At 44.0% G+C, this 22,423-nt stretch carries 19 protein-coding genes; 16 read left to right on the top strand and 3 right to left on the bottom strand.

Going from position 1 to position 22,423, the window contains the following annotated elements; translation table 11 throughout:
- Positions 1-33: 33 nt before the first annotated feature.
- The 7 genes from AC2D6U_RS10510 to AC2D6U_RS10480 all read left to right on the top strand — a co-directional run bounded on the left by AC2D6U_RS10510 (position 34) and on the right by AC2D6U_RS10480 (position 5,071).
- Entirely contained in the window at positions 34-2,136 is a 2,103-nt protein-coding gene (locus AC2D6U_RS10510; RefSeq protein ID WP_484720939.1) for a peptidylprolyl isomerase, read from the top strand.
- A 55-nt stretch (positions 2,137-2,191) separates the two neighbouring features.
- Positions 2,192-2,455 (top strand): DUF493 domain-containing protein, encoded by a 264-nt coding sequence (locus tag AC2D6U_RS10505; protein WP_484720938.1) that lies wholly within the window; start codon positions 2,192-2,194, stop codon positions 2,453-2,455.
- On the top strand, positions 2,452-3,123 hold the full coding sequence (locus AC2D6U_RS10500; RefSeq protein WP_484720937.1) for a class I SAM-dependent methyltransferase: 672 nt from the start codon (positions 2,452-2,454) through the stop codon (positions 3,121-3,123). Before AC2D6U_RS10505 ends, AC2D6U_RS10500 begins: the two co-directional genes overlap by 4 nt.
- Positions 3,124-3,125: 2 nt before the next feature.
- A complete protein-coding gene (locus tag AC2D6U_RS10495) occupies positions 3,126-3,356 on the top strand; it encodes a 4a-hydroxytetrahydrobiopterin dehydratase (protein ID WP_484720936.1) in 231 nt (76 codons plus the stop codon).
- Complete coding sequence (gene rsmI, locus AC2D6U_RS10490) at positions 3,356-4,030, top strand: 16S rRNA (cytidine(1402)-2'-O)-methyltransferase (RefSeq protein ID WP_484720935.1); 675 nt, start codon at positions 3,356-3,358, stop codon at positions 4,028-4,030. Before AC2D6U_RS10495 ends, rsmI begins: the two co-directional genes overlap by 1 nt.
- Positions 4,031-4,043: 13 nt before the next feature.
- The gene (locus tag AC2D6U_RS10485) at positions 4,044-4,829 is read left to right on the top strand and encodes an inositol monophosphatase family protein (RefSeq protein ID WP_484720934.1); all 786 of its coding nucleotides are present in this window, start codon (positions 4,044-4,046) and stop codon (positions 4,827-4,829) included.
- Between the two features lie 74 nt (positions 4,830-4,903).
- A complete protein-coding gene (locus tag AC2D6U_RS10480) occupies positions 4,904-5,071 on the top strand; it encodes a FeoB-associated Cys-rich membrane protein (protein ID WP_484720933.1) in 168 nt (55 codons plus the stop codon).
- Here the strand turns inward: AC2D6U_RS10480 and AC2D6U_RS10475 are convergent.
- Complete coding sequence (locus AC2D6U_RS10475; protein ID WP_484720932.1) at positions 5,068-6,090, bottom strand: SPASM domain-containing protein; 1,023 nt, start codon at positions 6,088-6,090, stop codon at positions 5,068-5,070. The genes AC2D6U_RS10480 and AC2D6U_RS10475 overlap by 4 nt on opposite strands.
- Before the next feature lie 74 nt (positions 6,091-6,164).
- Between AC2D6U_RS10475 and AC2D6U_RS10470 the strand changes: the two genes are divergently transcribed.
- Complete coding sequence (locus AC2D6U_RS10470; RefSeq protein ID WP_484720931.1) at positions 6,165-7,343, top strand: lipoprotein N-acyltransferase Lnb domain-containing protein; 1,179 nt, start codon at positions 6,165-6,167, stop codon at positions 7,341-7,343.
- Positions 7,344-7,411: 68 nt separating this feature from the next.
- Here the strand turns inward: AC2D6U_RS10470 and AC2D6U_RS10465 are convergent, their stop codons facing one another.
- Entirely contained in the window at positions 7,412-7,909 is a 498-nt protein-coding gene (locus AC2D6U_RS10465; protein ID WP_484720930.1) for a regulatory protein RecX, read from the bottom strand.
- A gap of 99 nt (positions 7,910-8,008) precedes the next feature.
- Here AC2D6U_RS10465 and tpiA point away from each other — a divergent pair, with 99 nt between their 5' ends.
- The 8 genes from tpiA to AC2D6U_RS10425 all read left to right on the top strand — a co-directional run bounded on the left by tpiA (position 8,009) and on the right by AC2D6U_RS10425 (position 21,485).
- On the top strand, positions 8,009-8,770 hold the full coding sequence (tpiA, locus tag AC2D6U_RS10460) for a triose-phosphate isomerase (protein WP_484720929.1): 762 nt from the start codon (positions 8,009-8,011) through the stop codon (positions 8,768-8,770).
- Positions 8,770-9,603 carry a 50S ribosomal protein L11 methyltransferase gene (gene prmA, locus AC2D6U_RS10455; protein ID WP_484720928.1) on the top strand — a complete coding sequence of 278 codons (834 nt, stop codon included), beginning with the start codon at positions 8,770-8,772 and terminating at the stop codon, positions 9,601-9,603. The genes tpiA and prmA overlap by 1 nt, the downstream gene beginning before the upstream one ends.
- A gap of 39 nt (positions 9,604-9,642) precedes the next feature.
- Positions 9,643-14,286: a hypothetical protein gene (locus AC2D6U_RS10450; RefSeq protein WP_484720927.1), complete on the top strand. Its 4,644-nt coding sequence runs from the start codon at positions 9,643-9,645 to the stop codon at positions 14,284-14,286.
- 72 nt (positions 14,287-14,358) lie between these two features.
- Entirely contained in the window at positions 14,359-15,747 is a 1,389-nt protein-coding gene (locus AC2D6U_RS10445) for a dipeptidase (RefSeq protein WP_484720926.1), read from the top strand.
- A 42-nt stretch (positions 15,748-15,789) separates the two neighbouring features.
- On the top strand, positions 15,790-17,808 hold the full coding sequence (locus AC2D6U_RS10440; protein WP_484720925.1) for a protein-disulfide reductase DsbD family protein: 2,019 nt from the start codon (positions 15,790-15,792) through the stop codon (positions 17,806-17,808).
- A gap of 68 nt (positions 17,809-17,876) precedes the next feature.
- On the top strand, positions 17,877-19,160 hold the full coding sequence (locus AC2D6U_RS10435; RefSeq protein ID WP_484720924.1) for a peptidoglycan DD-metalloendopeptidase family protein: 1,284 nt from the start codon (positions 17,877-17,879) through the stop codon (positions 19,158-19,160).
- 90 nt (positions 19,161-19,250) lie between these two features.
- Entirely contained in the window at positions 19,251-19,859 is a 609-nt protein-coding gene (locus tag AC2D6U_RS10430; RefSeq protein WP_484720923.1) for a hypothetical protein, read from the top strand.
- The gene (locus tag AC2D6U_RS10425) at positions 19,860-21,485 is read left to right on the top strand and encodes an OmpA family protein (protein WP_484720922.1); all 1,626 of its coding nucleotides are present in this window, start codon (positions 19,860-19,862) and stop codon (positions 21,483-21,485) included.
- Here the strand turns inward: AC2D6U_RS10425 and AC2D6U_RS10420 are convergent.
- On the bottom strand, positions 21,466-22,335 hold the full coding sequence (locus AC2D6U_RS10420; protein ID WP_484720921.1) for a hypothetical protein: 870 nt from the start codon (positions 22,333-22,335) through the stop codon (positions 21,466-21,468). The genes AC2D6U_RS10425 and AC2D6U_RS10420 overlap by 20 nt on opposite strands.
- Positions 22,336-22,423: the final 88 nt, after the last annotated feature.

Below are 22,423 nucleotides of genomic sequence, written 5' to 3'. Positions count from 1 at the left end.
AAGTATGTTTGCGCCTATTTAAAATTTGTATAGATGGCAATTATCAATACGCTGCGTGAAAAGATGGGACGACTAGTGGTAGTCGTAGTGGGTTTATCAATATTAGCCTTTGTTGCCGGTGACCTTTTAGGGCCGCAATCATCAATCTTAGGAACCAATAAAAGAGAAGTAGGAGAAATAGATGGAGAATCCATCTCTCAGGAAGAGTACGCGATCATCGTCGATAACTTGAAGCGCTATTACGGCATTTCAACCTCTAATGAGAGCACCATGCAATTTGTTAGAGACCAGGCGTGGGATCAGTTGGTGCGTGATATTGCGTTCTCGAAGAAATTAGAAGAACTGGGCTTAGAAATCAGTACGAACGAACGAATCGACATGGTTCAGGGAAAGAACTTATCGCCGACAATTCAGAATTTCTTTATGCAGAGATTGGGTACCACGGACATCAATACGATCAAAGGATACCTTCAATCCTTGGATTTTGATCCGAATGAGCAGTTCATTTTTGCGAATGCTGAGCAGCAAGCCATGGTGAGCAGGAGAATGCAAAAATTCACCAACCTGATCTCAAAGACAGAATATGCCACCTTGGAAGAAGCGAAGAGACGATACAGGGAGCAATTGGCTTTCTTGAATGTAGACTACGTTTACGTGCCTTTCTCAACAGTAACAAATGAGCAGATCGGTGAGATCACTGATGCTGAGATCAGCGCTTACCTGAGTGCTAACGAAGATAAGTACACGGTTGAAGAAACGCGTTCTATCGATTACATCTCATTTCCTGTAGTGGCATCTGCTACTGATTCTGCATCCTATCAAGCACAAATGGAAGATGTGGTCAGAAGATTCAACGATCCGGAGAATAATGACTCTACTTATGCCATGAGCATGACTGAGCAGGGGCTTGGCTATTCTACTTACGATCCAACTGCATTGCCAACGGCCGTGCTTGAATTACTGCCAGATGTGCAAGCTGGCCAGGTGATCGGACCGGACCTGTCAGAAGGTATTTATTCCGTACATAAAGTGGTGGACGTTGTCCCTACAGATCGACAGTTTGCCAAAGTGAGCATGATCTCTTTTAGCAAAGCAGGTTTAGCCGCTGCGGATGTTGCAGCGAAAAGAACCAAAGCGAATGGCGTTCTTCGTCAGCTAAGAAATGGTGGAGATTTTGCCGAATTGGCAAGAGAGAATTCAGAAGGTGCTTATGCGAATGCTGGTGGTGACATGGGCTGGGTAAGCAATGAAGATTCAAACGTCGCAGATTTCGCTTCTGATGTTTTTGCCAGAACAAGAAAAGGCTTGATCAATAAATTGATAGAGACCGACAACAACATTTACATTGTGCGCGTCGATGAGGCAAAGATCAGCAATAGATATACTGTCGCTCAGGTAGTTGTCGAAATGATTCCATCTTTTGAGACCCAAAATGCTGCCTACTTGGAAGCTGCTGAGTTTGCGTCTACAGTGTACGGCCCGGATGAATTTAGAAATAAGGCAGGAGAAGCAGGCTATGCTGTTTTCTCAGGTTCAGACATTGACAAGAATGCAGTGACCATTGGTCGTTTAACCGAAGCAAGACAAGTAGTTTCTTGGTTATATGGAGAAGCGACTATGGGAGATGTAAAGGATTTTGAACTAGGTGATGAGTACGTAGTTGCTGTCTATTCTGATCGAACAGAGGCTGGTGTTCAGTCAATGGCTACCGTGAGATCTGAAATTGAGGGTATTCTGAGAAATCAAAAGAAAGCCGAGTTTATCAAATCGAAGCTGTCTTCACTATCAGGCGATGCCAGCCAAGTGGCCTCTGCTTACGGAGTGGAAGCGCAGCAACAAAATGTTTCATCCTTGAAATTGGGTGATGTACAGATTGCGGGCGGCAATGCTCCTGAAGCCATTGGTGCAGCCTTCGCCTTACAAAATCAGGGCGATTGGACAGCACCCTATGTGGTGGACGAGAAAGGCGTTGTTATGATTCAAATGAAATCAAGATCTGAAGCTGCCGAAATTGGTGACTACTCAAGTTATGAGAATCAGATCATCCGAGATGCCACGACCAAGGCGAATACGACATTGAGCCAGTCGGTTATCGATAAAGTGGAGATAACGGATGAGCGCTACAAATACTATTAATTTGAAATCGGCCATACGGCCGATTTTTTTTTATCTTAATCTTTAATCGATAAAGATGAGCAAGTTTACCACAGCAGAATTCAAAGATAAGCTGGACGATGTACATCAATTCCCAACGCTGTACATGTTCAAGTTCATTGTCACAGAAGATAAATTGGAGGATGTCAAGGCCCTTTTTCCTCAAAAAGAATTGCAACTGAAACCTTCTAGTAAGGGAAAGTACACCAGCGTAACGGCAAAAGTAATGATGCCCAGCAGTGATCGTGTGATTGAGATCTATCAAAAGGCAAGCAGTATTGAAGGCTTGATTGCCTTATGATTTGGCGAAGTATTGCCTTTTTTGCGCTCATCTCCATTGTACTCGGTTGTGCTGAGCAGAGAGAGAACACTAGGTCGGTGAGCCCTAAAGCGACCCAAGCTGCTCCAGAACAGCTCAGTACCGAAGTAAGTCCTGATACACTGCGAAGAGAATGGCAAAATCCTGACTTGGTCATTTCACTTTTGGGTGATATTAGCGGGGAGACGGTACTCGATATCGGAGCTGGCTCGGGTTATTTTACTTTCAAATTGGCCGTTGAGGCAGAAAAAGTGATCGCTCTGGAGGTTGATCCGAATGCCTTGGAATACATTAACGAACAAAAAGTCGTTCTCGGAAATTGGACCAAAAACATTGAGGCACGACTGACTCCTCCTGATGTACCGAATCTGCTGGGCAATGAGGTGGACAAAGTACTTATCGTCAATACCTATTCCTTACTTCCTAGCCGAACACAGTATTTACTACGGTTGCTCGATGGGATGAAAAATGGGGCACTTCTGGTGATTGTTGATTTTAAGTTAGGCGAGATTCCAGTGGGCCCATCAGATGAATTTAAGGTTTCACCCAGAACCGTCCGCAAAGAATTAAGGGCGGCAGGATTCGATGAAATCAAAATAGACATAGATGAGTTATCTTATCAATTCATTGTAACAGCAAAAAAGAAATGATCATGTGGAAGGAAGAGAATAACAGATTGGTAAGAGAGTTTCAGTTCAAGGATTTTACGGAGGCCTTTGCTTTTATGACGAAAGTGGCGATTCATGCGGAAAAAATGAATCACCATCCCAATTGGTCGAATGTATGGAACACGGTCAACATAGAGTTGACCACCCATGATGCAGGGAACACGATCACCCAGAAAGATAGAGACTTGGCTGCAAAAATTAATGAGTTGATCTAATGGATAACTGTCGATTGTATCTTGTGCCAACTCCCATTGGCAACCTTGAGGACATTACCTTGAGGGCAATCAAGGTATTGCAGGCAGTAGATGTGATCCTGGCAGAAGATACCCGAACCTCAGGCAAGTTGCTCAAGCATCATCACATCAATAAGCCCTTACAGAGCTATCACATTCATAACGAACATAAGAACGTAGAGCATTTGGTTCAGCGCATGGGGCAAGGCGAGACTTTTGCCTTGATCTCAGATGCAGGGACACCTGCTATTTCTGATCCGGGCTTTTTATTGGTTCGGGAAGCAATTGCTGCGGGCATCAATGTGGATTGCTTACCAGGAGCTACGGCCTTCGTACCTGCCTTGGTGAATTCAGGTCTGCCGTCAGATAAGTTCGTTTTTGAAGGGTTTTTGCCGCATAAAAAAGGGAGGCAAACAAGGTTGAAGGTGCTGGCAGAAGAAGAGCGAACCATCATTCTTTATGAATCACCACATCGCCTCATCAAATGCTTAGAGCAACTCAAAGAGTTTTGTGGCGACCGTCAGGTCTCTGTCTCTCGAGAGCTTACTAAAATGTTTGAAGAAACAGTGCGCGGTTCTTTGTCTGAAGTGATCGCCTATTTTTCAGAAAAGGGAATTAAAGGAGAGTTTGTGGTCGTACTTGCCGGTAAAAGCTAATTATCTTTGTTGAATGCAGCAACTCCTACAAGAAGTCATTGTCTTAGTCAAAGAGGTTGGGGATTTTATCAGAACGGAGGCACAAAGCTTCGATGAATCAAAGATCCAATACAAAGGGAAGAACGACTTAGTGTCTTATGTGGACAAGGAAGCGGAGAAGCGTTTGGTCATGGGACTGGCGGAGCTGCTTCCGGGTTCGGGATTTATTGCTGAGGAAGGCACATCCACCCACAGATCAGATACCTATAATTGGATCATTGACCCCTTGGACGGAACCACAAATTTTACCCATGGTCTGCCGATATTTGCCATCTCTGTTGCCTTGATCAAAAGAAAGGAATTGAGTTTGGGTGTGGTCTATGATGTCATGCGTGATGAGTGCTTTCACGCAGCCAAAGGACAAGGCGCGTTTTTGAATCACATGCCCATCGAGGTATCGAAAGTAAAGACGCTCGATAAAGCGCTCTTGGCCACAGGCTTTCCTTATTATGACTTTGAGCAAATGAATGCTTATTTGAGTATTCTCAATGACTTTATGCAACAGACCCATGGCCTACGTCGAATGGGCAGTGCGGCCATTGATCTTGTGAATACGGCATGTGGACGTTTTGAAGGATTTTTCGAGTACAATCTCAATGCTTGGGATGTGGCTGCAGGGGCTTTGATCGTACAAGAAGCTGGCGGTATCGTTACAGATTTCAAAGGAGGAAGTGACTTTCTGTTTGGAAGAGAGATCATTGCCGGAAATGCAGTGCAACCTGAAATGCTCCAACTGATTCAGCAGCATTGGAAAAATTAGAAAGTCAGTCCTGAGCAAATGGGAATCTCCCGATATTTACCGAACTTTGAATGGCTCGAATGAGTTAGAGAAATATGCAGATTTTCATTGTCATCGTTTTAGTGGCCGCTGCTGCCTTTTTTATGGGAAGAAAGATCTACAAGCAGTATAAAGTAGGAACGGGCTGCGAAACGGCAGGCTGTAATGCATGTGCCACCACATCCAAGAAAGATTTTGAGTTACCTGGGCATTTGAAGGGTTAAGCCCAAACTTTTGTGCCTTCAGAGCAATTTTTACACATTTCGATTTCACTGCGCGAACGGATCAGGCTGGATCTGAACTGTTGATAGATTTTGCCATGCCAAATGGAGGCAAAGGATTCATTGTCCATTTCACCCAATTGGTAATGAGCATCCTTATCAAAGCAACAAGGGACCACCTTGCCGTCCCATGTGATCACACAGGAGTGCCACATCTTCCAGCAGTGATTCACGAGCTTATTTTTAATGGCCCATTTTCCATTGGTTAACTGCTTGTAGCGACTGTACTTTTCTTGCGTTGGGATCAGTTTCGACCCGTTTTCATAATCATAGATCTGGGCAGTTTTGAAAGCTACTTCATCGACTCCGAGTTCTTTGGCTAGCGTTTGGACTTCCTCCAGCTGATGTTCATTAGGTTTAACCACTAAGAATTGAAAGATGACATGAGGCGTTTTCGACTTCAGTGCACGTTTCCATTTCACAATATTTTTTGTGCCTTCGATCACTTTGTCAAGCTTGCCACCAACACGGTACTGTTCAAAAGTTTCTTGAGTGGTCCCATCGATTGAGATGATCAGCCGGTCGAGTCCAGAACGGACTGTTTTCTCAGCCATGGCATCTTTTAAGTAATGGGCATTGGTAGAGGTAGCGGTATAAATGTTCTTACTGGCTGCATAATTGACCTGATCCAAGAACTTGGGATTCAAATAAGGTTCTCCCTGAAAATAGAAGAGCAGATAGGTCAATGAAGGGGCAAGTTCATCGATCACCTGTTGATAGGTATGGTCGGTGAGCATGCCCGTTGGGCGTGTAAAACTACGTAAGCCACTGGGACATTCTGGGCACCTCAGATTACAACTGGTGGTCGGCTCTATGGAAACGCTTGTTGGAAGCCCCCAGTGAATGGGTTTTTTCATGGCTTTTGATAGCAGGTAGCTCCCAGTTAGCTGGAGCATATTCCAAACTCTCCGCATGTTGAGTTTGCTGAGGTAATTCAGGCCATCGTTCCAATTTCGATTCACAGGGTTAAATTAATCTGCCTGAAATTTGAATCATATTTTAACCGACTGTTTTTAGAAATACCTAGTTTTAGTCCATGAAGTTTAGGCTACTGGTCGTTTTATTGTTCGTTTCTGCCCAATTAGTGGCCCAATACCCCAGGTTAAGTACAGAGGCTGAAGTTAGCTTGCTTACCATCGGGCCTGGCAAGTATTTGTACGATGCTTTTGGTCATAGCGCCTTTCGCGTGAAAGATCCCACCATTGGTCTTGACCGCGTCTACAATTACGGGTCTTACGATTCTTTTGAGGACGGATTCTATTATGATTTTACCCTTGGAACAGCAGATTATAAAGTGGCAAAAGCTGATTTTAATCGCTTTTTGGCTGCCTATCAACGCCAGAATCGGTGGGTAAAAGAGCAGATCCTTAATTTAGAAGAGCAGGAGGTACAAGAGATCTTTGAGTTTTTGGAAGAGAATGCAAAGCCGGAAAATGCATATTATCGATATGACCAGTTCTTCGATAATTGCGCCACCAAGCTACGCGATGTGCCCAAAGAGGTGCTCGGCGAAACGCTCGTTTTTAAGTCTGATCATTTGGAGCGTTTTTATACCATGCGAGAAATGGTCGATCAGAATTCCTTTAATCATCCTTGGATCGATCTGGGTATCGATATTGCCCTAGGCAATTTGATTGACCGAAAAGCCACATTAGAGGAGCACATGTACCTTCCGGATTATGTATTTAGTGGTTATGCGAATGCGTCCATCATCCGAGAGGGAGTTGAAATGCCTGCCGTTAAGGAAACACGCGATTTGGTGGTAACCGATTATTGGGAACAACCCGTTGAGAAAATTCAACCTTGGATGATCTTTAGCGTGATCGCAGTGATGGTCATGGTGTTTACCTACAAGGATTACCAGCAGAAAAAGCGTTCTCGAGGCATAGATTTTGCCCTCTTTCTTTTCACTGGCTTGATCGGTCTATTGCTTGTTTTTCTTTGGTTCGGAACTCATCACAGCACAACCATTAACAACTTAAATGTCTTATGGGCCTTTTTCCCAAATCTGGCCGTGGCCTTTTACTTGTTGAAAAAGAATCCTCCGCGATGGACAAGGGTCTATGCACGATTTTTGGTCATTTTACTGATTTTGATGCTTATTGTTTGGGTAACAAGATTTCAAGTGTATAACATCGCCGTGCTACCTTTCATGATCATGTTGGGTTTCCGTTATGTTTTCTTATGGCAGAAGGGCTTGGTGAAAACTGCTTGACATATGTTCACGGACAAGGACGCAAACCGTTGGCAGTTGCTGAGATGCACATTCAACTAAGCGTAAGGTCAACTTGTATGTAAAGCTTCTTCAATGGCGTCGCGCACAAGATCTGGCTCAAAACCTCTACCCATTAAGTACTGTGTCGTTTTGCCTTTCCGAATGTAGTCGGAATCACTATTGATGCTCGCTAGCTTTTTCTCGGCAAGCTTCAATAAGGTATGATAATAGTCGTCCGGGTCGATCTCTTCCATTCCTTTGCGAATGCAATAGTCTGAAATCTTGTGTTGTTTGAGGGCCATAGCGATTTTTCTTTTGCCCCAACCTTTCATTCGAAACTTGCCTCCAACGAAAGCCTTGGCAAAGCGCTCTTCATTGATGAACCCTTGAACGATCAGCTCAGATAAGGCTTCTTCAACCTGATCCTGATGCAGGCCATAGTCATATAATTTGTCACGCACCTGCTGTTGAGATCGCTCTTGATAGGCACAGTAATCTGCCGCTTTTTGCAAAGCCGATTTATAGTCTAAAGGCGCGCGTTTCTTTTTTGAATGTTCAAAGGCCATTGCTCAAAGATAATCATACATCGTTTGCAAGGCTTTATTCAACTCAAATCATGAAGAATCGCAGGATACAAGTATATTTGATTGACCAAAAAGATGATAATGAGAAAGAAGATCATAGCCGGAAACTGGAAAATGAACCTTCACCTTTCAGCAGGCAAAGCCCTGGCCTCTGAAGTTGTGCATATCGTAAACGATGAGCTGAATGACGACGTGCAGCTTGTGTTGTGTACACCTGCCATTCACTTAAGTGCAGTGTCCTCCCTGATCAAAAGTGCCGATAAGGTTGCTCTTGGAGCGCAGAACATTTCGGAGCATGAATCAGGTGCATACACAGGAGATATCTCTGCTGAGATGGCGATATCTTGCGGTGCCGATTATGTCATTTTAGGCCATAGCGAAAGAAGGGAGTATCATTTCGAAACCAACGAACAACTGGCTAGCCGTGTGAAACTGGCACTTGCCAAAGGCTTAACACCTATTTTTTGCTGTGGTGAGGCATTGGACGTGAGAGAAGCAAATGAACACGTGGATTTTGTCAACAAACAATTGGAAGAAAGCCTTTTTGGTCTTTCCGCTGCCGAGATGCAACAAGTGGTGATCGCTTATGAGCCGATCTGGGCTATTGGTACGGGAGTTACAGCTTCATCGGAGCAAGCACAAGAGATGCATGCTAGTATTCGGTCGTCAATTGCAGGTCATTTTGGCACCGAGGTAGCGCAAGAAGTCCCTATTCTTTATGGTGGAAGCATGAAACCTGCCAATGCTAAGGAACTATTGGCGCAACCTGATGTTGATGGAGGCCTGATCGGTGGAGCTTCCCTGAAGTCGAGAGACTTTGTTGAAATTGCAAAATCCTACTGATGGATTATATTCTCATCAATGTTCATTGCGATGAGCCATTTAGGGATATTCTGATCGCCGAAATGGGCTTACTTGATTTTGATTCATTTGTCGAAACAGAGGTGGGTTTCGAAGCCTATATCTCTGAAGAACATTTTGATCATCCCGCTCTACAAGTCCTTTTTAATGATTACCGTGACCAAACGCGGATCTGGTATGAGCTCAAAAAGATCAAAAAAGAAAATTGGAATGAAGAATGGGAGAAAAATTATGACCCCATCAAAGTGGGTGAAGAGATACATGTGAGGGCTACTTTTCATCCCTCGGATCCTTCATTTCCTTATGAGATCGTCATTAACCCAAAAATGTCATTTGGTACAGGTCATCATGAAACGACCGCACAAATGCTTGCGTTGCAATTAGGTGTAGATCATCAAGGGAAAAAAGTGATCGACATTGGAAGTGGAACAGGGATTTTAGCCATCATGGCGTCTAAGCTGGGCGCTGCAACCGTGGCTGCAACGGATATTGACGATTGGTGCATTGACAATGCAACGGAAAACTTTGAACTGAACCAGGTCATCCCTCAATTTGTTAGCAAAGGAGTGATCAAAGCCCTTGATATTCAAGAGAGTTACGACATTGTGTTGGCAAATATCAATACGAACATCCTGTTAGAAGAAATGGAGGACTATGTCGCTCTGATGTCGAAAGAGGCAACACTTTTCCTCAGTGGGTTTTATGATTTTGATAAACCTAAGATCATCGAAAAAGCGCAATCGCTAGGATTGAAGGAGGTAACCGCTTCGGAAAAGAACAAATGGTGTGCTGTTGTTTTAGAAAAAGCACGCTAATTGTTCAAGAAAACGGATTTTAGTACGTTATATAAGTCCATGCCAAGGCCACTACTGATATGTACGATGCTCGTCTTTCTGCTGCTTTCAGCCAAAGCACAGCAGCAAGCCGATTCAATAAGGGTCACAGCCGGGGTTCAAGAGCTTATTGAAGCGCAAGACCAGACCCGTTTTGCTCCTTCCTACCAATTCTTTTTTCAAGAAGCGAAAAACCTACCGCCTGCTGCGTATGACACCTTATTGACTATGCTGAGCTCTCTTGAACGCCAAGGATTTCGTCCGGTGTATGACTTCAAAGGTGTTTTTGAATTGTTGACCAAGGCAAAGGATGATCAGAAGTACACTTATGATAAGTTAGATCAATTGGTACAAGTGATCGGTAAACTTGGAGTTGACAATGACCGAAGGGCCTTTGATGGGTATTTAAATCAGTTAAGTCTTCTGTTGGAGGGAATCATTTCCAATGATCGGTCGGCTTCCATGATCTTAAAGAATGCAGATTTTGACATTCTCTTTAACAAACCACCCGATTTTAGTCAGACGCAGGTCTTTAGTTCATCTCAGATGAACGCCTCGTCCAGCAACAATTCAGCACCTGTTGCGACAGGCCCGCTCGATGCGCCATTAGCTCCCATACTCGAAGAATATGGCGTTGTGGTCAAGATCAGGAAAGCGGATCTGTTGATCGCGAATCATCTGGATACTTTTGTGATACGTGAAACGGAAGGGTTTTATAATTTAACGGAGAACGTTTTTAGTGGTCAAGATGGCCGATTGACCTGGGAAAACAGAGGAGTGGCAGCAGAGGAGCGTTTCGCACGATTGTCGCAGTATAGGTTTCCGAAGAACAGCAGAGAATTTGTTTTTGAAAATGTTTGGTTAAAGGATGCCGGTCATTTGGAAGAGCCCGCCAATGGAGACATTAAATTGGCATTATCTCCTTCACGGCTAGCGCTATCCCAATACCCAGAGTTCATTTCGTATGTCGCCAATAACCGGGTAAAAGGATTGGGGAATGATAACCTTTCCTTCATTGGAGGCTTTCATTTGAAAGGGAACGAAGTGCTGACCGACACCAAATACGGTGAGCAAAGTACACTGATTGGTAGCAAAGAGGGTGATCAGAAGTTCAAGGTAAGCAGCAAGAATTTCGTTTTTGATAAAAAAGGGAATACAGCCAAAGCGCAAAATGCCAGCGTCATCGTATACCACAATAATGATTCAATAGTGAATTCTGCGGTCGAGTTCTCCTTCAATTATGAAACAGAGGTGCTTACAGCTGAGACCAAAGTAGAAGGCTACGAAAACACCCCCTTCCGTTCATCCTTTTTCGATATCGAGGTTGTCGGCGATAGGTTGACATGGGATCTAGGAGTGGACTCATTGGACATGACCATTGTCGCAGCAAAACGGGAGATTCCACTGATCATCGAGTCCAAAGACTACTTTAGCAAGAGTAGGTACCAAAGTTTGGCTCAGATCTTCGGTTTTCACCCGCTAACCTTAGCCATGCAAATGGCTCCCAATGTTGGAGATCAGCTGTTCATCCCTCAGATCGCTGATAAATATCGATTGAACGAGAAGTTGGTTGAGCGTACAATGCGCTTTTTAAAGGCACAGGGGTTTATCGAATTTGATGAAGACATCGGTCGAGTTACCATTCTTCCCAAGGCTGCGCACTTCTATAATTCCTACGTCACCCAGCTTAACCCTTCTGGCTACGACTATGACGACCTGTTGATCCCTTCCATTATCGGAACCAAACCCAATGCAACGGTTAGTTTCAAGGACAGCTCCATGACTGTTCGGGGGGTAGACCAATTTGTCATCAGTGACTCGTTGGATGTGGTTATAATGCCTCAAAATGGCGAGATCAGGATACTAGAAAACCGAGATATTGCTTTTGATGGAGCTTTGAATGCAGGTAATTTTAAGTTTAATGGAACACGTTCTGTCTTTAGGTATGATAGTTTCCGCGTTGAGTTGAATCAAATCAATTCCATTGAACTCAAGGTGGAATTGGAAAAGGGGCAAAGGCAAGCCTTGAGTAATCAATTGGTCAATACAAGTGGTGTACTTCGCATCAATGAACCAGGTAATAAGTCAGCTCTTAAAGCGAATCCTACTTTCCCAATATTCAAGACAGATCAGAAGGCAAAGGTCGCTTTTGACAAGGAAGATGTCTTGGATGGGGCCTATGACAGTACAGTGTATTTTGATGTGTCTCCATTCGAATTGGATAGTGTCGCGGATGCGGATCCAACGAAATATGCGTTTGCGGGCACCTTTTACTCCAATGGCATGCTGCCGGAGTTTGAAGCTGACTTAAAGGTGATGCCCGATAACAGTTTTGGTTTTATCAAAGTCACCCCGCCGGATTCAGGCTTTAGCGTCTATCAAACCAATGGACGAATAATTGGCGATATCCGATTGGATAAAGCGGGTTTAACAAGTACCGGTGTCATCGAATACCTAACAGGGCGTTTTGAATTAGAAAAGTCAACCTTCTTTCTCGATTCCCTAGTGGCCGAAAATGGATTGCGTGCAACCATCAAGGCGCAAAATAGTGAGGGCGTCCAGTTCCCTGACCTTTCAATTGAAGAGTTTGCCATGAACTGGTTGGCCAAAAAGGATTCCATGATCTTGACCAATAAGAATGATCAAAAACCCTTTAAGCTCTTTAGTAATCAGGCCCTGCTAAGGGGAAATGTGGTTTTGGGTGCCGAGGGTCTCTCGGGTGCTGGCGATATGCAGCTCGATGCCAGTAAGCTGCGTTCCGATTCTATCAAATTTCAAGAATTGAGTTTTCAATCACGACATGCAGATTTTACCCTTAATGCGGATCAGTCATCACGACCGATTTTAAGTTCAAGCGATGTATATGTGAATTATGATCTAGAAGTTCAGGTGGCCACCATTGAACCTGAAGTTGCAGGACGTGCGGCCATAGAATTTCCTTATGCCCAGTTCAAAACGTCTATACCTACCGCCAAATGGGACATTGAAGCACGGACAATTGTGATGTCGAAACCAGATTCAACACCTTTGGATAACTCTTTCTTCTATTCGACCAATACGGCCCTTGATTCATTGGTTTTCAATGGAAGTGAGGCCTATTACGACCTAGAAACCAGTGAGCTGACGATAAAAGGGGTTCCATACATACAGGTTGCCGATGCCCAAATCATACCTCAGGGAGATTCCCTGACTGTGCTCGAGAACTCGGTTTTGGAGAGTTTCACGAAGGCAACCATCTATTTCGATACAGCAAGTATCTATCATCGTCTCTTTGATGCTGAGATCGACATCCTTTCAAGAACTCGCTTCGTGGGTCGGGCAACCTATGAGTTGGTGAATGCCTTGCAGGATACTTTTGCCATTGAGTTTAATGATTTTGAATTAATTCCGGAGACCGACGATACCAAGGCACATACGAGAGCCAGTGGTTACGTCAGCGGAGACAGAGGCGTAAAAGTTTCGTCAGGGTTCATCTTTGAAGGAGACATTACCATGTATGCCTACAAGGAGGCTTTGGATTTGAATGGTGCAGTAAAACTGGATTTGGCGGGCTTAAAAGAACGAAATATTTGGATAGAGTATCAATCGAATGATGACATAACCGAAGTGATTGTTCCTTTTGACCAGGCACTAACCAGGCAAGGGCAACCCTTAAATGCAGGGCTTCATTTTGACGCCAAAGGAGATATTTACATGTCCTTCATTACGGAAAAGAGAGACTATATGGATTATGACTTTTTCGTTCCCAAAGGAGGTGATCTCTATTTTGAACCAAAGGATGGGTCGTTTAGAATTGATAATCCGAATAAATTAAAAGACCCTTCTAGTTTTTTCTCAGGCAGTATGTTTTCCTACAACGAATTTGAACAGGCGGTAACCTTTGAGGGGAAACTCGATTTTCTCGGTGGAAACCGAGGAGATAATATTGAGTCGGCAGGTAAAGGGAAAGGCTTTTTGGATTCTGCCAAATTTGATGTCAGCGCCATGTTTGCGATCTCTTTTGGGCTCTCGCCAGAAGGCTTAGGTGCAATGGCTGGTGATATGAAAAAGATCGGTGAGAATGTCGGTGTTCCTAAAGCCTTGGACGATCGCTCCGAATTGATCTATAGAGTGGCTGAATTTATTGGTGACGAAGCCACAAAGAAATGGGACAATTCGTACAGAACAGTGCCTATTCCTTTGTTCTCTGTATCTCCATTGCTTCAAAAAGACATTGTGATCTCAGATGTAGACCTCACCTGGTCTAAGCAGAATAATGCGTTTTTTAGCAAAGGAAAGATCGGCTTGTCGAACGTCTCCAATGTTAACCTTGACCAAGAAGTGGATGGATACATAGAGATTAGAAAAACGCCTGAAGGAGATATCTTTACCTTGTTGTTGGAGTTGACGGATGGTACTTGGTATTATTTCAACTACGATGGATACACCTTGGCAATGTTTTCATCGAATGAAGCATTCAACGCGCTCGTGAACACGTTCAACACCGGAAAATACAAAGTGGGTAATTTTAACCCCTTATTGATCAGTCAGACAGAGGTTATCCAATGGGTGACTGATTTTCGTAAACTTTACTACGGTATAGATGAGCCCTATCGCCTTTTAATGGCTGGGGATTCGCAACAAACACTCAAAAAGAAAGGGACTGTTGAAGGAGATGGATTCTAAGCGATTTCAATTCGCGTGAGCTCTCTTTTTCTTTGCCGTTTAAACCGTTAAATTCGTCGCAAATCAGAACCTATGAGCAAAATCGATCAATTCATCGCATCCAATAAAGACAGGTTTTTAGCAGAGCTTTTTGATTTGCTGAAGATTCCTTCAGTAAGTGCAGACAGTCAGTATCAGCAGGACGTTCGCAAAGCTGCAGATTTTTTGCAAACCAAGCTTGTCGAAGCAGGGGCAGACCGTGTTGAAATCTGCGAAACCAAGGGGCATCCGATTGTTTATGGAGAAAAATTGATTGGAGATCATTTGCCTACCGTACTTGTTTATGGGCATTATGATGTGCAGCCACCCGACCCTATAAATCTTTGGGATTCACCGCCTTTTGAACCAGTCATTAAGAAAACCGAATTGCATCCGGAAGGAGCGATTTTTGCACGTGGTGCCGCCGACGATAAGGGCCAAATGTACATGCATGTAAAAGCGTTTGAGGCCATGGTCAATTCCGGGGAAGTGCCCTGTAATGTGAAGTTCATCATTGAGGGAGAAGAAGAGGTCGGTTCAGATAACTTAGATAACTTTTTATCTGAACATAAGGAAATGTTGAAGGCAGATATTGTGTTGGTCTCAGATACGGACATGGTGAGCAACGAGCACCCCTCGATCACTGTGGGGCTCCGTGGTTTGAGCTATGTACAAGTGGAGGTGACCGGGCCTAATCGTGACCTCCATTCAGGCCTTTACGGTGGTGGAGTGCCCAATCCAATCAATATTTTGGCCGAGATGATCGCCTCTTTGAAAGACGAGAAGCAAAGGATCAACATCCCGGGATTCTATAATGATGTCGTTGAATTAAGCCCTGCAGAGCGCGTTGACCTGAACAAGGCCCCCTTTGAATTAGAGGCCTATAAAAAAGCCATTGGGCTCTCTGATGTTGAAGGGGAAGAGGGATTTACCGTTCTTGAAAGAACGTCTATTCGCCCAACACTTGATGTGAACGGAATTTGGGGTGGTTATACAGGTGAAGGCGCCAAAACAGTCATTGCATCCAAAGCCTATGCAAAGATCTCCATGCGACTTGTTCCCAATCAAAATCCTGACAAGATCACGAAGTTATTCCAACAACACTTCGAGTCGATCGCTCCAAAATCGGTCAAAGTGAAAGTAACTCCTCATCATGGAGGGCAACCGGCAGTAACACCAACAGATTCTGTTGCTTACCAGGCAGCCGCTAAAGCCATTAAAACCACCTTTGGGAAGGAACCGATTCCTTTCAGAGGGGGAGGGAGTATTCCTATCGTCGCCTTGTTTGAAGAAGTTTTAGGATGTAAAACAGTGCTCATGGGCTTTGGATTGGATACTGATGCCATCCACTCGCCAAATGAGCATTACGGAGTGTTTAATTACTTCAAAGGGATAGAAACCATTCCGCATTTCTTCAAGAATTTTGCGGACATGTCTAAATAATAGATGCAATCATTTGTCAGTTTTTTGCGTTGAAAGGTCACAATGGATAGAATACTGCACTTTTTGATTCTTTTGCTGGTGTCCTCGGCCTTGCAAGCTCAGGTAAAGACCACCACAAGCTGGACCTACGATGCATTGCCGAAGACGGTAGCGGTAGGAGACGAGGTGGAACTCATTTTTAATGTCAGCATCATTAAGGATTGGTACATCTACACCAATGAACAAAAGGAAAGTGTGATGGCCATTCCGGCCACTCCCTATTTCGATACCAACGACAGCTATGAGTTGGTGGGTGAATTTTATGCGGTTGACCCAAAAAGTAAATTTGATGACATCTGGGGCGATACGGTGCAGTATTTCAAAACTTCTGGTCAGTTTCGTCAAACCATCAAAGTGTTAAAACCTACGCTCGACATCTCCGGCACCCTGGAATACCAGACGTGTTCGGACGTCACAGGCTTGTGCATCCTCTATGAAGACGACATCCGCTTCGATATGATCCAGGTGGAAGGTGGCGATAAGTCAGGTCAGGAACAACGACCTGCCCAAGAGGAATCCGATGAAGGGGCTACTTTCGATAAGAGTGTAAAATCCACAAACAGTGGGGAGTCATTATGGGCCTTCTTTTTAGGGGCCTTTTTATTTGGCTTGGCGGCACTTTTGACCCCTTGTGTTTTTCCGATGATTCCAATGACAGTGGCTTTTTTCACCAACGATAAGCAGTCGAGGGGCGAAGCCCGAGTAAAAGCACTTTTTTATGGATTCTCAATCATTGCCATTTACATTCTAATTGGGCTGGTTTTCACCAGCTTTTTCGGTGTAGGATTGGCAAATGAACTGGCTACAGGGGCTATTCCCAATATCATCTTTTTTACGGTCTTTTTAATCTTTGCGATTTCCTTCTTTGGCTATTTTGAGATCAATCTACCCAATGGATTCATCAATAAAATGGACCGAAAGGCCGAAAAAGGAGGTCTACTAGGGGTGTTTTTTATGGCCTTTACCTTGGTGTTGGTGAGCTTTTCATGTACTGGTCCCATTGTAGGAACTGTTCTCATTCAATCATTTCAAGGCGAGGTCATGAAGCCAGTGGTGGGCATGCTTGGCTTCTCATCTGCATTTGCAATTCCTTTTACTGTTTTTGCCTTTTTCCCAGGACTCTTAAAAAGCCTACCGAAGTCTGGCGGTTGGTTGAACACGGTAAAAGTTGTGTTAGGATTTATAGAATTGGCCCTTGGGTTTAAGTTTTTAAGTATTGCAGACCAAGCGTACCATTGGGGCATATTAGACCGAGAGATCTTCATCGCCATTTGGTTCTTGTTAGCCCTAGGGCTTGCCCTCTATCTGTTCGGTTTGATCCGTTTTCCTCATGATGACAAAAAGGCAAGCTTAGGCATAGGAAGGTTGGGTCTTGGGGTAAGTGCTCTGGCTTTTTCCGTCTACTTGTTCACAGGATTAGCAGGCGCTAATTTGAATGCCTTAGCGGGTTATCTTCCTCCCATCAAGCAGACTGATTTTTCCTTTCAGGTAGCCTTAGGATTAGAAGACCCACCAGAAAGGGCTAAAGTTGCACCCGAGGCCTTCAATGGCGTGGTTAAGCATGCAGATTTTCTAGAACTGCCACACGATTTAAAAGGCTTTTTTGATTACGACCAAGCACTGTCTTTTGCCAAGCAGGTGGAGAAGCCACTGTTCATTGATTTTACAGGACATGGTTGCGTGAATTGCCGGAAGATGGAGCAGAATGTTTGGTCAGACCCTCGCGTGCTCAACCTGCTTCGCAATGAGTTTGTAATTGTTGCCTTGTATATCGACGATAAAACCGAATTGCCCGAAGAAGATTGGTATACTTCCACTTTTGATGGACGCGTGAAGAAAACGGTCGGGAAGCAAAATTTTGATTTTCAGATTGTCAAATTCAACGGGAATGCGCAACCGTATTACGTGCTTTTGGACAATGAGGAACAATTGCTTCACGAACCTGTTGCTTATGAACCTGATGCAGATGTATTCTTGGCTTTTTTAAGTGAATCGTTGAAAGCTTTTAAATCAAGGAGTTAAAGGAGGCATCAATATGAAATACTTGTTGTCGAAAGGATTATTTTTGCCACTGCTGGACACTGAAATTTATGAATAAGAAACTCGTCACGATTGCCATTTCCATTCTATGCTCGGCTGTCCTCATCATCGCTTACTTTAATACGAAGGTAGCAGAGGCAACAGACGAGGTAATGCCTCCAATGGAGGAAGTAATCGTTGAGGAGCCTGAGCCAGAATATTTATTCGGCCTGTCCTTAGACGATTATCAGGTGGTTCAAGGAAAGATCAAACGAAATCAGACCTTTGCTGACCTCGTCAACCCATTCAATGTTAGCCTTCAAGATATTTTCACCATTGACCGCATATCGGAGCAGGTCCATAGCGTGAGAAAATTGGTGCCAAGCAAGGAGTACACGATCTTTTACAGAGCAGACTCCATTGAAAAAGCTTCCTATTTTGTATATGAACCCAATCCAACAGAATACATCGTCTATCAGATCGAAGATACCTTAGCCGTTTATCGAAAGGAACGAGACGTTCAAGTGATGGAAAAAATGATGATGGGGACGATCACGGAATCGCTTGATCAGGCTATTCGAGAGCAGGGCGGGTCTGCTGCTCTTGTCAATGCCATGGCTGACCTGTTTGGTTGGCAAATGGACATGAGGACCCTCAGAAAGGGAGATTGGTTCAAGCTGATCTATGAAGAAATGCAGGTAGATGGGGAGTTCATAGGAATTGGTGAGATCATCGGTGCTGAATTTAATCACATGAACAATTCGTACATGGCCTATAGCTATGATGATGGAAATGGCATCAATTTCTATGATGAAACAGGAGAAAGTATGCAAAAGGCATTTTTGCGCTACCCGGTAGAATATTCTCGCATTTCGTCAAGGTATAACCCAAGAAGATTCCATCCAGTGCTGAAGAGAACACGACCTCATTTGGGCACCGATTATGCGGCAAGCAGAGGTACGCCTATTAAAGCGGCAGGTGATGGTGTCATCGTCGCCAGAGGGTGGACAAATGGGAATGGAAATTACATTAAGATCAAGCATAACGGAACCTATACCACAGGGTACTTACACATGAGCCGTTTTGGAAAGTTTAAAAATGGGCAGCGTGTGAAAAAGGGAGATATCATAGGCTACGTAGGAAAAACCGGATTGGCAACGGGCTATCATCTTTGTTTCCGTTTTTGGAAACGTGGCGTACAAGTTGACTTCCTGAGGGAGAAGCTGCCCGCAGAAGAGCCCTTGGCTACTGAGCATATGCTGGCGTTCGAAACCCAAATGAAGCTGATCAACAAAAAGCTCCGTGATATGCCTGCCGTCACGGCAGATAACACCTACTCGGCTAGTTCGAATTGATTTTCTTTTGGGTGCTCCCTTAAATCGCTCCTGCAAAACCATTTCTTTGCCTTTTTTGCTTATTTTTAGCCTTATTAGTGGCTTTCACCAATGAAATTAAGGTTTGCCTTTTTAATCATCTTGTTGTGCCTGTTGAATCAGTCGTTTGCACAGACTACTGTTCAATGGGCATCTGCTGTTTTGGAGGTTTCCTCAGAGCTTACAGAACTTGAACACTCTGCTCGGCAAGTGCTCGGCAAACCCAATGTGCTACCAGCCGGTGGAAGCAATCCAAATGCCTGGCGTGCCTACAAGCCCGGTGAAGTAGAATTTATTAAGGTGTCGTTCGACCTAGCGATGCCCATCAGGCAGATTGCCATTGGTGAGTCATATAATCCGGGAGCCGTTGCGAAGATCTATGGTTATGATGAGAAGGGCACAGAACGAGTGCTTTATGAGAAAACTCCTGGCCCTGTTCGCGATTTGAGTAGGATGTTTAGGGTTTTTCTTGAAGAGAATACCTTCGTCTTGAAATCCTTGAAAATCGTACTGGATGGGCGTAAGGTAGATGGCTTTTCAGAAATAGACTGCATCGGTGTTTCAAATTCAGTAGAGCCAATTGAAGCGGCGATCAATCTCATGTCCAACATCAACACACGGATACAGGTTTTTCGCTTGAACGACCTCGTGAACAGTGAGTATCGGGAGAATAAGCCATAATTGACTAAGGACCGGCAAACGCTCTACTTCTCGAGGAGAGGCCATCCTGAGAATATCGGAGGGTTGCAAGACCTTGAAGACATCTGGTATACTGATTTTGATTCCGCTACCCAAGATTGGAGCTTGGCGAAAAACATTGGTAGGCCCTTGAATAATCCTGACCCCAATTTCATCGGTTCCTTTTTACAGGAAGATCAGGAGTATATCATTTTAGGAAATGAGTACAAGACAGATGGTCAAGGCATGAAGTATGGAATCTCAAAAAGTCTTCGGGTTGGCGAAGATTCATGGACCTTTCCTCAAAACATGGACATTTACAATGACTTGAATGTGCATGAGTCCGTGAATTTTTGGTTGACGCGAGACGATGAGGTGCTGGTCATTTCTGAAGAAGGAAGAGGTACGGAAGGCCTACGCGATCTCTATGTGAGCTTTCTTCAAAAGGATGGACAGTGGACCGAACCGCTGCACTTGAACACGACGATCAATACAGCGGGAGAGGAAGAAAGCCCTTTTCTTATGCCGGACAAGAAGACGTTGTTTTTTAGCTCTAACGGACATAGTGGTTATGGCGGGAAAGACCTGTTCATGACGAGAAGATTGGATAATACATGGCAAAGTTGGAGCGAACCTGAGAACCTAGGCCCTATCATTAATTCTGAAGTCGATGATATGTTTCTCTTCATTCCATTGGACGGATCCTTCGGTTATTTTTGTAGAGAAGTAGAGGGTAATAACCTTGACATTCACTCCTTCACGCTTCCCCTCGTAACCCGTCAGATTCGTTTGGTCACCTTGTGTGGTAAAATAGAAGACCCAGAAACTTTGCAACCGTTAGATGCTGAGGTGGTTTTTTCAAGACTCCGAGATGGGGTTGAAGTAGGCCGAGTAAGGACAGATGCCGCAGGGAATTATTGCATAGAGCTTCCGGCTGATGAGATCTATTCCTACAATGCAGAGATCCCAGGGTATATTCCTGTAGGGGCAACCATTGACCTATTAGATGTTGATGATTTGAATGTTTATGCTGTTTCACTCGATCGATTGGATATTGATAGTACGAATATGGATGGGGAGCCTATTGGTGTACCTGCCGATGTCGTCAAGGCAGTTGCTATTTCCATTGCTTTACCAGAATTGAAAAGAGACACGTTTGCTGTGTTGAATGCTAAACGACAAGAACTAGGTTTACCCGCGATCAGCCCCAATTCAATGATCAGAGGAGTGAACTCACCCGTGATCAACAACGTTAATCCACCCATAATCTTTGTGGCTGCTGGAGCGAGTTTTGTGATCAGAAATGTATTCTTTGATTTTGATAAGGACTTGCTGAAAGAGCAGTCATGGATAGAGATCAGGAATTTGGTCAAGTTCATGAACGATTACCCTAAGGCCATTGTTGAGCTTGCCGGACATACGGATAGTTATGGTACAGACGAATACAACGTTGACCTTTCTATGCGGAGGGTAGAAGCAGTAAAAAAAGCCATTGTCCAGCTGGGAATTGATGAAGACCGTTTGCGATTTGTTTGGTATGGTGAAACCATTCCAATGGCGACCAATCGAACGAGAGCGGGTAGGGCATTAAACCGGCGAGTTGAATTTACTATTTTGAAGCTGGAGTGAGTTCAGCATACAAGCGTTGCTTCTCTTGAGCATTCCATCGTGTGGATTTGTATTGTTCGACCAAGGCTTCTTTCTCCTTTCCTTTTAGGGAATTATCAGAAAGAATCTTGTTAAGAACAAGCTGCATGAGCATTTCATTCTTTTCTGTTGGGTATAAATAATAAGCCTCGACCGCATGTGCAATACTCTCTTTGTAGGATTTTGATTTATATAAGATCACGGACTCATTGAAGTGTTGGAGGGCACTAAGCTCCTTTAACCCAATAATTTTGAAAGGTTTGTTCGTGTTAGGTCCTTCGGTTCTTTCTGAGATCACCTGTAACCAGTTAATATTGTTAGCCGAGGAGGCCTTTTGATTCAGTTGGATATGGTCTTGGTTAGTAATGAAGCCTTCATTGGCTAAAGTAGATTCAAAGTAAATGTTTTGATCGGACAGCTTAACTTTTAGGAAGACGTGGTTGGGCAACTCAATTACTTCGTAATCAAACCCAAAGTGCTGCATCAAAAGAGCGTAAAGAATAGTACCCGTTAAACAGCCATAGGAGCCCTTTTCTACCGTTTCGTTCATCGAGGCTAGGCTACTATACTTTCTCAACACTTTATGATGTGTTCTGTAAAATACTGATTTCAAAAATTGAACATCATTTGCCTGTCTTTGCCTTTTACGCTCAAGTTGGTTCACTAACTGTTCAATCCTGCGAAATTCGGAGGCTTGTGGTGAGCTATCATGCTCAAAATAATACGCTGCGATGCGCTCATGGAGCACTGCACCTTGGGCATAAAGACCGTTCGAGAGCGCAAGGATAGCGATCAGGAAGGATAGTCTTTGAATGTATTTTATGCCGTTCATTGCAATTTATTTCTCCAGATGTTCGACGTTCTAAACGCATCTAGGTAATACTAAGTTAACATTAAGTTAACATTAAACAAAAAATGTT

The organism is Roseivirga sp. YIW32 (genome assembly GCF_057219245.1).
Note: the sequence above shows the minus strand (reverse complement) of the source record. Positions and strands in the feature narration are given on the sequence as shown.